The organism is Halobacteriovorax sp. HLS (assembly GCF_004006665.1).
Taxonomy (GTDB): Bacteria; Bdellovibrionota; Bacteriovoracia; order Bacteriovoracales; family Bacteriovoracaceae; genus Halobacteriovorax.
In genome coordinates, this window is sequence record NZ_QOCL01000001.1 from 52,262 (window position 1) to 64,191 (window position 11,930).

Consider the following 11,930-nt stretch of genomic DNA (forward strand, 5'->3'; position numbering starts at 1 on the left):
GGTTATGCGGCCTTATTCTTCTTAGGACCGCCAAGAGCTAGAGAATAATTTTCTTGAAGTTTTTTATAATTTTCTTTTGCTTGCTCATACTCGTTTTTAATTGCTTCTTTTTTCTGCTCTATGGACATGGAGTTCTTCGAGTCGATTTCAGCTTTGAGCTCTTTTTCTTGCTCTTCGAAACTTTTTAAGTCATCAAAAACTATATGTAAGTGTTTGGTTTGCAAAATACTTTGATTAATTATGGCAATTTGCTTATTCCAACTTTCTATCTTTTGCTTAGCCTCATTAATAGACTCATTTAATTCACTTATAGAGAATTCAAAATTTTGTAGATCTTTTTCGATAACCTCTTTATTGTCATACTTGGCGATACTTAATTGCTCTTTTGAATTTAAAATCTTATCTGTTAGTTCATCATAACTTTTCTTAAGACTATTTAAATCATCCCCTTCTTCTACAAGAAGTGCCATCTGTTTTTCGAGTTCATCAATTTTAGCTTTAGCACTTTTAAGTTCAGAAACCTTAGTCTTCTTTTGGCCTCCCAAAGAAACTCCACCTACAACTTCAAGGGAACTAGACTTAAAAAGATCGTCTGCGCAATCGGCAGTTGAACTTATCTGTAAAGTTGAGGTCACTTCAGGAACACTAAAGTCATCAATAGCTTCATAGAAGAAAATAAATTTCTGATCTCCAAACTTTAGATGATCTTTTATTGAAATTTTTGTCTCGATTTTTGCTTCAAGAACTTCACCATTTAACTTAGTCTTATTAGAAGATTCTAGGTCAGTGACATAGACTTCATTGGCCTTAATAGATACCTTAAAGTGCATACCACTAACTCTATGATCTACAACAGAAATGTCACAGTCTTTATTTCGACCTACAACCATTCCGTCAACTAGCTCTGTTACTGATTTCTTCTTTGTATCGTAAAAAAATGGGACATCACCTGACACTTTCATTCTCCTAATAATATTCTTACAAATATTATCGGATAAATGAGTATGAAATATTAATTAAATCTATAACTTATTAAAAAAGCGTGTCTTTTTTTAAAAATAGGCGAAAGAATTTCGTGGCTATATACGTAATAGATTTTTAATATTTTCTAGGTAGAATACAGATAAACAAAAAGAATGGAGATCACGTGAGCTTTGCTATTAAGAGTTTATTATTACTTGTATTTGCGTCTCATATATTTGCGGCGACTGGACCTATAGGCAGTGTTACGAAGTTAAAGGGAGAGATCTCTCTAACCCGAAATCAAGAAATAAAGACTGTGAATAAACAATCTGAAATATTTGAAAAAGATATCATAGAAACTTCTAAGAGCTCATTTATTAAAATACTATTTAAAGATAAGACTACTCTCCTAATTGGTCCAACAAGTAAAATCATTGTTGAAAAGTTTCCTGCGAGTACGGCCGGAATCATTAACTTGATGAAAGGAAGCTTTAGAGTAAAAGTTAATAAGAAAGTCCCGAATGAAGACTCGATATTATTTAAAACGAATCAAGTGAGTCTTGCCATAAGAGGTACCGAGTTTTTGACGAATACTTATTTAGTAAAAGCAAAGAGCGTCACTGACACTGCACTATTAGAGGGTGTCATAGACACAACAGTTACTAATATCAAACCATTCACCCTTGAGGCTGGACAAGTTTTCAATACCTCTCAATTGGCAGCTGGTGGAGCTCTAGGTGAACTTAGTCAAGAACAGCTAGAGCTTTTATTAAAAAATGAAGATTTATTTCTTCCAAAGATTCAAAATTTAGACGGTAGTTTTAATGATATTAATGACTCCATTAAATCAATCAGTAGTCAGCTCTCCCCCCCTACAAGTATATTACCGGCTACGGCCTTGGCGGGCGCTGCGCTCGGAGTACTCTTAACTAGTGATAATGAACAAAAGAAAAAAACTGAGACTCCCATCCCAACAAAAGTTTCCAAGAAAGATGAAGAGCTTGATCTCAAAAAACTTCCTTGGAGTATCAGAGATGCGATTCTAAAGGATAAAGAGTACAAGAAAGAGAATATTTGTTTCTATTGGTTTTTTAAGAGGATTCCAGGTGGAGGTGAAGAAGAGCTCTTTAGAAGAGAGAGAGATTGTGAGGAGTATGAATATGAATTATAAGAATCTAGCAATTTTAATTATGCTTGCCATAGTTACCAGCTGTGGTAGTGCGAAGTTTGTACCAACAACTGATAAATGTTCTTTAGAAAAGCATTGGAAAGAAGCAATCTATCAAGTAAGAATTAATGATGAAAAGATAAACACTCACTGGTATTTAAAAAAAGATGCTAAAGAAATTATGAAATCATTAGCATCTAAGAATAAATGTATGTCACAAGATATTACTGAATAAAGATAGAATTGATGGAGAGAACATTTTTCTCTTCACCACCAAAAGCTTGTCCATCACTTGTACTAAAGTTATAAGAAGTCTTCAAATGCCACGCCGTTGGAGGAACCTCAGAAGCAAAAGTTACGCTAAAGTCACCACTTATAGAGTTTGCAAACTTATCTACTTTAATATTTTTTAAGTTCAAACCAGACACGGCCTCAATATCAGCTTCTATATAGTAAGTTAGATTCCATGTGATTAGTCCATTCACTAAGGCCTTAGTCATTCTAACAGGCCTAATCGTATCAAAGGGCATTGGTGAGTTTTCATCCCCTAATTGGTCAAGGTATAATAAAATAGTAGGAGTGATATAAAGCCCTAGAGCATCTCCAGTAGATGAGTGGTTCGCTCTTAGGTTACATACTCCTGGTTCTTCAGTAGAATTTTCACCAAGTGTAAAATTAATAAGCTCTCTACTTATATCAAATGTCTCGGCCTCTCTATTCCATATGGTTGTATAAATAATTGAATCATAAATATAGTGACAAATAAGATCAGAGTTATGAGACTCTTCAATTTCACCTTCAGGATAGATGACAACATCTTTTTGGTTTCTTGTTGTTGGTTGCCAGTTTTCCCAAGAAGCAGATAGCTCGCTACGTAAAGTATTAATATCTTCCAAGTTTTCAACAAAGGCAATTGGAGGGTTTTCAGCAGCTGAGTCCCCTTTGCAAGAAACTACAAGTATAGATAAGCATAGAATGAGTAAGAACTTCATAAATCCTCTTTAGTTAAATAAGAAAGTTTAACGCTATCAAAGAGGATTCTAATTTTAAAGTAATTATTTTTATAGACCTGTATACTGAGAGTTATATTTTAATCAACGAACTCTGCGACGCATCAACAGTAAAGCTAATACTCTTTTTAAGAGAGCTAACCTCCGAGTTTGCAACAATCATTCTAAATTTCTCAATACCACCGACCTGTAGCCAAGCTTCATGAAAGGCACCAAGATGAGTCAAACGCTTAATTTTACCTCTTAAAGGCGATTGTTGATCAATATGAACATTTTCTGGTCTAATCAACATATACGCGAAGTCTCCTACTCTAAGGCCGCTCTCCACGTTTAGAATAGGAAATATACCTAGCTTATTTTCATGAATAAAATGCTCATCAGTTTTATCAATAATCTTTCCTGCCATGAGATTAACACTACCAGAAAACTTGGCCACCCAAGCGTCTACTGGTTTTAGATAAATATCTCGAGCTGTAGAGAACTGCTTAACTCGACCTTCGTTGAGAACAAGTATTTTATCAGAATGTGAAAAGGCATCCTCTAGGTCATGGGTAACAATAAGAGCTGAAATACTTCTTTCCCTTAATATTTCAACTAACTCTTCTTTTAATTCATTTCTGAGGACTTTATCAAGATTAGCAAAAGGTTCATCTAAGATGAGAAGCCTTGGTTGTGTAACTAAGGCCTTAGCCATTTCAACTCTCCCCTTCTGTCCGGTAGAGAGTTCATGAGGAAATTTTTCGTCTTTATATTGAAGGCCGAACACCTCAATCATATCTCTTATTCTATGGTGGCGCTTTTCCTCATTCTCCTCATCTAGATTCTTTCCAATATTTTGGAAAACACTAAGTGTTGAATCGAGAGATAGTTCCTGTGGAACATAGGAGATTTTCTTTAACAAATCTGTATTCTTCTCTTGCGTACTTACTAGTCGCTTGTCTAGGAAAGTAACTTCTCCTTTTTCAAACTCCAGTAGTCCTGCGATAATTTTTACGATAGTACTTTTTCCCGTTCCACTAGGGCCAATGATACTAATAATCTCATTCTTCTTCACTTCAAAACTAATGTGATCCACAACAGCAATAGACTTCGTGTCATAACTTTTGAAAATATTGTCGACTTTAAGAAATGTCATAAATTATCTGTCCTCGAAAATTCACAGAATTGACCATCTACAACTTTGAGATAATCCTCAGTCTTTAATATAATTGAAGTTGTTAATAGACCAGCATTAAAAGCAATTTTATCGTTTGCTTTAATAGACTCATCAATAAATAAATCGAAATCTTGAACAGGTCTTCCCAAAGGAGGAAGAGCACCCTTTTCAACACTACACAGATCCATTAACTCCCCAGCTGTTGCAAACCTTAGCTTACTAGAGTTTAGAATCTTTCTAACCTTATTCGAGTCAACTTGAAGCTTAGCAGAAATCACGAAAAGTTTGAAGCCCACCTTATCTTTAAAAAGAAGAGTCTTCCCACCAATGGCAAGATCTTCTCCGCGAAGTCTAGCAGAGTCTTCACAAGTGCTCGCAGCTTCATGCTCTCGAATTGTAAACGGAATCGAATTTTGCTTAAGAAATTGAATTATACGGGCCTTGAGTTCCATGGAGATTTTTTTACACAAGTCCCTCGAAAGTGTAAAGAGTCAGTCTAAGTTGAGATCAAAATCAATTGATCCTTTGATGAAGCTCTCTCCTACAGAAGTATAACGTTCTTTGGAGATTGAATTAACAAATTCGAAAACTTGTTCAATAGTTTCTTCTCTAACATTCTCATCTTGTAAAAATAGTTTTATTTGATTAAACATTGTTCTTTTAAATTGAATAAAGTTCTTTACTCTTAAAAGGCAGATCTTTAACTGATCTTCACTAAAAGGCTTTTCAAAGAAATCAAAAGCCCCGAGCCTCATAGTATTAACAAGAGTTTCACGATCACCAAAAGCTGAGATCATAATGATAATTGGCTCTTTCTTTATCTGACGAGTGTACCTAATGAGATCAACTCCATTCATTCTGGGCATCTTCATATCTGTAAGTACTAAATCTGGTCCATGCTCTTTGATTAAATCAACTGCCTCTAAACCATCCGCAGCAAAGAAGAATTCAATATTTTCTCCTTCGAAAACACTACTTACTTCGTTCTCAAGAATCTCTCTAATTTCCGTTTCATCATCTGCAATTAATACTTTAAAAGTTTCCATGGCCATTCCTTTATTTTCATTTAACTTTTCGGTCTAGTAATTAGAATAGCTTATTCAAGTTTACATAAAGATTTATCGCTTAGAGTTTGACAGTTTTCCTAAAAAATTGAATATATAGAGCTACAATCTAGGAGTATTTATGGTTTCTGATATATTTGACCCGACATTATGGACTGAAGTTGAAGGCTTTAACTTCAAAGACATCACTTATCACCGAGCAAAAGGGCAAGGTACAGTGAGAATAGCATTTAATCGACCTGAGGTTAGAAATGCATTTAGACCACAAACGGTAGATGAACTATACCAGGCCCTAGATCATTCTAGAATGACATCTGATGTCGGAACAGTACTTATCACAGGAAATGGTCCTTCTCCTAAAGATGGCGGCTGGGCATTTTGTGCAGGAGGGGACCAGAGAATACGTGGAAAAGATGGTTACCAATACGTCGGAGACGAAGGACAGAAAGATCCTGCGAGACTTGGCAGACTGCATATCCTTGAAGTTCAAAGGTTAATTCGCTTTATGCCAAAGGTAGTAATTGCTGTTGTTCCAGGTTGGGCCGTTGGTGGAGGTCATTCGCTCCATGTTGTTTGCGATATGACTATTGCCAGTGAAGAGCACGCAGTATTCAAACAAACAGACCCAGACGTAGGAAGCTTTGATTCAGGCTACGGTTCGGCCTACCTCGCTAGACAGTGTGGACAAAAACGTGCCCGCGAAATCTTCTTTCTAGGTCTAAACTACTCTGCACAAGAGGCCTTTGATATGGGAATGATAAATAAGGTCGTGCCTCACAAAGACTTGGAGAAAGTGGCGCTTGAGTGGGGAGCTTTAATTAACTCTAAATCTCCAACGGCAATGAGAATGTTAAAGTTTGGCTTCAACTTACTCGATGACGGCCTAGTTGGTCAGCAACTATTTGCTGGAGAGGCCACAAGACTTGCTTATGGAACTGAAGAGGCCAAAGAAGGACGTGATGCTTTTCTAGAAAAAAGAGATCAGGACTTCTCTAGCTTTCCATACCACTTCTAGTGTAGGTATATTTTATTTTGACACACTGACTCAGTGTAATAATTATCTCCTCGTGGCCTAAACGTCTAATTTTAATTAGTTTTAGGCCATGAAAATTCTCACCATAGCTATTGGCCTAACTCTTTCTATCCACGCCCAGTCGTCTGATCGTTTCAAGGTTATTTATGGTGAAGATGATAGATTTGAGCCCTATGAAGTCGAAAATGGTGCTCTTCAAAATGCATCAAAGGCCGTGGCCGCAATTATTTCAAATTACTCACTAGTTACATATCCAGATAGTTATGAATTGGCCGCCATAGACTACGGAGACTCAGCGAGGTTTTGCGAAGGTGTACCATACAGAGGTCAGCCTAAGGCCGCACGCTGCTCTTCGTTTTTAATCGGCAAAGATATTGTTGTTACAGCTGGACACTGCCTAAAGACACAATGGGACTGTCAAACGAGCTCATTTGTCTTTGACTTTAGATCCGACCTATTAGGTGAGAAATTTGAACCAATGAATAGATACAGAATAAAGAAAACAAATGTCTATGGTTGTGAAGAAATCCTAGAGAGAAAACTCAATTCTCAAACAAAAGAAGATTGGGCAATAATAAAATTAAAGAGACCCGTCACTGACCGTGAGTTTCTACAGACTAGAAAATTTGGAAAAGTTACCACAAGAGAGAAACTAGCATTAATTGGCTTTCCTTCAGGTATCCCAATGAAAATTGCGACAAATGGGAAACTTAGAAAGGATGATCATGAAAACTTCTTCGTCGCTGAGATCGATGCTTTTCATGTTAACTCAGGATCTCCTGTCATAAATGAAATTACAATGGATGTAGAAGGAATTCTAGTCCGTGGAGAGAAAGATTATCAACACAATGGTTTCTGCGAAGATCTGAAGATTTGCGAATCAGGAAGGTGCAGAGGAGAAGACGTAACTAAAATACTTACTCTTCCTATCTCTAAATATATTCAGCAAAATTAAGTTATAAGAAAAACTCTACGCTATTTGAAAATTTGATCTGCTGAAAGTTTCTTGTCGTCACTTCATGATTATCTATCTTAACAAAGTCTCCGAGCTTATTTAGAGCAGTTGCACTTGCTCCCCAAGAGTTTAGTTCGCTCAAAGACAGAAGATCATTACAGAGCTTTTCTACTTCACTTTCTTCACCAATCACACTAAAGGTAACTCTTTTGAGATTTAAACGATCATTAGTAGCTCCGGCCTCAAGAGATCTATTGTGGCACGCTCTTATGAGAGTTTTTCTAAACATTACACCCTGCACTTTTCCAAAAATTTCAAATGAAGCTTCAATCATATTCAAATTACCTTTACGAAGTTTTCTAATCATTGCAATAATAATCCCATGAAATTATCTAAATTAAAATTGAATTCAAGTTGGACTAAATTTCTCAAACAAGAATTTAATAAAGAATATATGAAAGAGCTTGAGGTTTTTCTTAATCATCAAATAAAAGCAGGTAAGACGATTTATCCCAAAGAGGAAAATATCTTCGCAGCTCTTAATGCAACACCACTAGATAAAGTAAAAGTTGTTATACTTGGACAAGACCCTTACCACGGAGAGAATCAGGCCCATGGGCTTAGCTTTTCTGTAAATAAAGGAGTGAAAATACCACCTTCACTTCGAAATATTTACCAAGAGCTCCACGACGACCTTTCTATTCCTATAGCAAATCATGGGAACTTAGAAAATTGGGCAAAGGGTGGAGTTCTCCTTCTCAATAATGTTTTAACTGTTGAGAAAGCTAATGCAGGCTCTCATCAGAAAAAAGGTTGGGAAATCTTCACTGACAAAATCATCAAAGTCATTAATGAGCAAAGAAGTGATATTGTTTTTCTCCTCTGGGGAGCTCCAGCTCAAAAAAAGGCAAAGAAGGTTGATTCAAAAAAGCACTTTATTCTAACCTCTCCTCACCCATCACCACTTTCTTCATATCGAGGGTGGTTTGGATCTAAGCATTTTTCAAAATGTAACACCTACTTAAAATCCAAAGGAATGCCTGAAGTTGATTGGTCCACTAATTAGGCGCTGCCAATTTATTTAGACGCTTAATTCTTCTAATAGGACTTGGATGAGTATCGAGCCAGTGATCACGATGATGAGTTTTATGAATAAAGAATTGTTTCATTCGACTTTTTTGAAATTTGTTAATTTTCAAAAGAGCACTTGCTAAAGCTTCAGGCTCTTCTGTTAGTTCTACCGCGCAGAGGTCTGCTTTTAATTCAGTATTTCTCATAAAGGCCAAGGCCAAAAGTTGAATTAAGTTAGGACATAGAAGAACAAATAAAATGAGAATACCTGAAAATTGAACACGACCAGTTAAAATTAAAGGTAGAGATAAAATAAGAATGATATTTACACTAAAGCTTATAAAGCTACTCATTGAATAAGCGATGTGAATGACTTTTAAGACCTTATGGTCTCTATTTCTTATATGTGATACCTCATGGGCCAAGACTCCTCTAAGTTCAGCATGACTTAGGGTTCTCAGTAGACCTTCACTAATTCCAATTCCCGCTGAATCATCTTCTCCAACTGCCAGAGCATTTGGAACTTCACCTGGAATCAGATACAGCTCTGGTACATGATCTAAATGAGAGAGGTAGGAAAGCTCTCGTATGATTTCATACACCTGTGGATATTTGTATTGTTCAAGTTCAACCGCTCCAAAAGAAGAAAGAGCGACAGTCTTACTAAGCTTTATAACTGTAGAAATAATAATAGGTGCGCCAATAAATATGAGAGCAAAAATAAAGTTCTTAAAGAAAATTAACCCTAAGAAACCCATAATTAACGCAAGGGCTAAGAGGTAGAGTAACTTCTGTCTATATAGATTTTCTAAATAAAATTTGAACTTTTCTTTGTTTAACAATAAGACCTCTAACTTTAAAATTTTTCTTTGCCTAATCGACAAAGTCTTTCGTATTATCTCACAATGATTAAGACAAATAAATTAAAGAAGAGCTTTAAAAGCTATAAGAAATCTCCAGGGTTTCTTGGTTCGATAAAATCCCTATATTCAAGAGATTATGTGATCAAGGATGCTGTCTCAAACTTTGATCTAGATATTCCAAAAGGCCAAATTGTCGGACTACTTGGTCCAAATGGTGCAGGTAAAACGACACTGATGAAAATGTTTACGGGCATTATCGTACCTAGCTCAGGGGAGTTAAATGTCTTAGGCCATGATCCATCTCAAAGAGACAAAGAGTTTAGAAAGAAAATTGCTCTTGTGATGGGACAAAAGTCTCAACTTTGGTGGGATATTCCTGCAATGGACTCTTTTCATTTATTACAGAAGTACTATGAAATTCCAAAGCTAGAATTCGATAAGAAAATTGAACATATGAGTAAGCTCCTTGGCGTGACAGAACTCCTCCATATACATGTTAGAAAGCTGTCTCTAGGAGAGAGAATGAAGATGGAGCTCATGGCATCACTACTACATTCTCCAGAAGTCATTTTTTTAGATGAGCCTACTATTGGTCTTGATTTAGTTGCTCAAGAAAATATCAGGGCCTTTATTAAGGATTATCACCGAAAGAACAACTGCACTATTATTTTAACTTCGCACTATATGACTGATGTTAACGATCTTTGCTCAAGAATTGTTCTCATTCTTGGTGGAAAGAAGGCCTATGACGGTAAAATTGAAGATTTTGAAAAGATATTAGGTACTGAAAAAAGAGTTTCATTTCAATTCAACGATAGTATTTCAAATGAGCAGAAAGAATTTCTAGCAAAGTATAAGTCCAGTTGGATATCAGATCATAGTGTTGAACTACTGATTGCCGAAGAAGAGCTTAGAGAAGTGAGTGCCAAGATCATATCTCAATATCCAGTCAGTGAATTCAACACCGATATTTTACCTATTGAAAAAGTAATGAAAAGTCTAATGAACAACCCTGAGATACTTTGCAATGAATAATTTCTCAAAGTGGATTCAGACAATGAAAATAAGCTGGTCACAGTTAACAGCTTATAGACTCAATTTCTTTTTGCAAGTAATTGGACCTTCTATTGTATTCTTCTTCATCAAGTATAATTTATGGTCGTCCATTTATGCTGGAGATCAAGAACAACTCATTAGTGGATACAACTTCAAACAAATGATTACTTATCACTCATGGAACTTAATTGTTTCATTAATTGCGGGAGGATATGCCTCTCATAATCTTGCTGAAGATATAAGATTAGGTCGAATATCGAGTTATCTCATCTATCCTTTTAACTTTTGGGAATTTCACACCGCTTCATTCTTATCATTTCAATTACTGCAAACCTTTATATCATTTGTGACAATTGGTATGATTGCTCTAATAGGGATAATAGAGCTACCTTCATTTAGTTTCCTATTCCAAGGATATGTATTTTGTTTTATCGTAAGTCTCATGTGGTTTACACTCCAGTACCTAACAGGGATCCTATCCTTTTGGTTAGAAGAAACATGGATTTTACGAGTTATTCTTCAAATTACAGCGGCATTTCTTTCTGGAGCAATTCTACCTCTAGAGTTGTACCCTAAGTGGTTCGTTGATATTTTAAACTACACACCTTTTCCTTACTTGAGCTACTACCCTATTAAAGTTTTTACAGGGGAATTTTCACTATTTAGTTCGGCTCCATTAGTCATAATAGGCTGGATGGCAATCTTTATATTAATAAATAAATTCATCTGGAATCGTGGAATGAAGCTTTATACTGCGGCAGGAATGTAATGAAGACAATTTCTCATTATTTAAAAGTCTATAGACTATTTGTTTCCACAAGCTTTTCCATGGCGACAAGCTTTAGACTTAATTTCTTTTTATTAATACTTATGGATTTGTTCTTTTACTTTTCAACATTAGCGACCGTCTCAATAATATATGACCACGTACAAACTATAGGGCCTTGGTCTAAAGAACAACTCATGTTCTTTACTTCATTCATGCTCTGTGTAGATCATCTACATATGACTTTATTGAGTGAAAGTTTCTGGGTCTTTTCCAGAGATTTAAAAATAGGTAATATCGATTTTGTCCTACTTAAGCCAATTAGTTCAATTTTTACTATTTTCTTTAGATACGTACGACCTTCTAGCCTGTGTAATATTTTTGTTATCTGGGCCTGTGTTATTTACTACGGTAGACAAATAGATTTAACGATACTTGCCTGGATAGCACTGCCTCTTCTAGTCATACTTTCCTTTATACTTTTAGCTATACTAGAAATTATCATTTCAACTAGTATGTTTTGGATGACAGAAGGAATGGGGATAAATTTTTTAAGAATGCAAATGCAAAATCTAAGTCGTTGGCCTGACTTTATCTATTCTAAACTCTCTAGAAGAGTGCTTAAGTTTGCTATTCCTATACTTATCATAGGCTCGGCTCCAGTTCATTTCTTACTAGATCAAAATATGTGGCACTATCTCATTTATCTTCTCGTTGCAATTGCAGCAAGTTTTATAATTATGGTGAAACTATGGAGTTTTGCTCTCAGACAATATGAGTCGGCCTCTAGCTGACTTATAGTTATCTTAAGTTAATTCATTAAAA

The 11,930-nt window shown here is 35.7% G+C and carries 15 protein-coding genes; 8 read left to right on the top strand and 7 right to left on the bottom strand.

Annotation, left to right across the window (positions count from 1 at the left end; all coding sequences use genetic code 11):
* Positions 1 to 2 precede the first annotated feature (2 nt).
* Complete coding sequence (locus DPQ89_RS00285; protein ID WP_127713990.1) at positions 3 to 962, bottom strand: FHA domain-containing protein; 960 nt, start codon at positions 960 to 962, stop codon at positions 3 to 5.
* Positions 963 to 1,147: 185 nt separating this feature from the next.
* Here DPQ89_RS00285 and DPQ89_RS00290 point away from each other — a divergent pair, with 185 nt between their 5' ends.
* On the top strand, positions 1,148 to 2,134 hold the full coding sequence (locus tag DPQ89_RS00290; protein WP_164848199.1) for a FecR domain-containing protein: 987 nt from the start codon (positions 1,148 to 1,150) through the stop codon (positions 2,132 to 2,134).
* On the top strand, positions 2,124 to 2,366 hold the full coding sequence (locus tag DPQ89_RS00295; RefSeq protein ID WP_127713992.1) for a hypothetical protein: 243 nt from the start codon (positions 2,124 to 2,126) through the stop codon (positions 2,364 to 2,366). Before DPQ89_RS00290 ends, DPQ89_RS00295 begins: the two co-directional genes overlap by 11 nt.
* Here DPQ89_RS00295 and DPQ89_RS00300 read toward each other — a convergent pair.
* The 4 genes from DPQ89_RS00300 to DPQ89_RS00315 all read right to left on the bottom strand — a co-directional run bounded on the left by DPQ89_RS00300 (position 2,356) and on the right by DPQ89_RS00315 (position 5,343).
* Positions 2,356 to 3,123: a hypothetical protein gene (locus tag DPQ89_RS00300; protein ID WP_127713993.1), complete on the bottom strand. Its 768-nt coding sequence runs from the start codon at positions 3,121 to 3,123 to the stop codon at positions 2,356 to 2,358. The genes DPQ89_RS00295 and DPQ89_RS00300 overlap by 11 nt on opposite strands.
* Positions 3,124 to 3,214: 91 nt before the next feature.
* Complete coding sequence (locus tag DPQ89_RS00305; RefSeq protein WP_127713994.1) at positions 3,215 to 4,276, bottom strand: ABC transporter ATP-binding protein; 1,062 nt, start codon at positions 4,274 to 4,276, stop codon at positions 3,215 to 3,217.
* Positions 4,273 to 4,749, bottom strand: a complete 477-nt coding sequence (locus DPQ89_RS00310; protein WP_127713995.1) for a YbaK/EbsC family protein — start codon at positions 4,747 to 4,749, stop codon at positions 4,273 to 4,275. Before DPQ89_RS00310 ends, DPQ89_RS00305 begins: the two co-directional genes overlap by 4 nt.
* Before the next feature lie 39 nt (positions 4,750 to 4,788).
* Positions 4,789 to 5,343: a response regulator gene (locus DPQ89_RS00315; RefSeq protein ID WP_164848200.1), complete on the bottom strand. Its 555-nt coding sequence runs from the start codon at positions 5,341 to 5,343 to the stop codon at positions 4,789 to 4,791.
* Between the two features lie 139 nt (positions 5,344 to 5,482).
* Between DPQ89_RS00315 and DPQ89_RS00320 the strand changes: the two genes are divergently transcribed.
* Both DPQ89_RS00320 and DPQ89_RS00325 read left to right on the top strand, forming a co-directional pair.
* Positions 5,483 to 6,376, top strand: coding sequence for a 1,4-dihydroxy-2-naphthoyl-CoA synthase (locus DPQ89_RS00320; protein WP_127713997.1), 894 nt, complete (start codon positions 5,483 to 5,485; stop codon positions 6,374 to 6,376).
* 88 nt (positions 6,377 to 6,464) lie between these two features.
* The gene (locus DPQ89_RS00325; RefSeq protein ID WP_127713998.1) at positions 6,465 to 7,349 is read left to right on the top strand and encodes a serine protease; all 885 of its coding nucleotides are present in this window, start codon (positions 6,465 to 6,467) and stop codon (positions 7,347 to 7,349) included.
* A 1-nt stretch (position 7,350) separates the two neighbouring features.
* On the opposite strand, the gene DPQ89_RS00330 is transcribed toward DPQ89_RS00325, so the two are convergent.
* The gene (locus tag DPQ89_RS00330) at positions 7,351 to 7,716 is read right to left on the bottom strand and encodes an acylphosphatase (protein WP_127713999.1); all 366 of its coding nucleotides are present in this window, start codon (positions 7,714 to 7,716) and stop codon (positions 7,351 to 7,353) included.
* 15 nt (positions 7,717 to 7,731) lie between these two features.
* Between DPQ89_RS00330 and ung the strand changes: the two genes are divergently transcribed.
* Complete coding sequence (gene ung, locus DPQ89_RS00335; RefSeq protein WP_127714000.1) at positions 7,732 to 8,415, top strand: uracil-DNA glycosylase; 684 nt, start codon at positions 7,732 to 7,734, stop codon at positions 8,413 to 8,415.
* On the opposite strand, the gene DPQ89_RS00340 is transcribed toward ung, so the two are convergent.
* Positions 8,408 to 9,262, bottom strand: coding sequence for a M48 family metalloprotease (locus tag DPQ89_RS00340; RefSeq protein WP_127714001.1), 855 nt, complete (start codon positions 9,260 to 9,262; stop codon positions 8,408 to 8,410). The two genes, ung and DPQ89_RS00340, sit on opposite strands and share 8 nt — an antisense overlap.
* Positions 9,263 to 9,325: 63 nt before the next feature.
* On the opposite strand from DPQ89_RS00340, the gene DPQ89_RS00345 reads away from it, so the two are divergent.
* The 3 genes from DPQ89_RS00345 to DPQ89_RS00355 are packed head-to-tail and all read left to right on the top strand — an operon-like array spanning position 9,326 to position 11,899.
* Positions 9,326 to 10,318: an ATP-binding cassette domain-containing protein gene (locus DPQ89_RS00345; protein WP_127714002.1), complete on the top strand. Its 993-nt coding sequence runs from the start codon at positions 9,326 to 9,328 to the stop codon at positions 10,316 to 10,318.
* Positions 10,311 to 11,108 carry an ABC-2 family transporter protein gene (locus DPQ89_RS00350; protein WP_127714003.1) on the top strand — a complete coding sequence of 266 codons (798 nt, stop codon included), beginning with the start codon at positions 10,311 to 10,313 and terminating at the stop codon, positions 11,106 to 11,108. The genes DPQ89_RS00345 and DPQ89_RS00350 overlap by 8 nt, the downstream gene beginning before the upstream one ends.
* On the top strand, positions 11,108 to 11,899 hold the full coding sequence (locus tag DPQ89_RS00355; RefSeq protein ID WP_127714004.1) for an ABC transporter permease: 792 nt from the start codon (positions 11,108 to 11,110) through the stop codon (positions 11,897 to 11,899). Before DPQ89_RS00350 ends, DPQ89_RS00355 begins: the two co-directional genes overlap by 1 nt.
* The last annotated feature ends 31 nt before the right edge of the window (positions 11,900 to 11,930 follow it).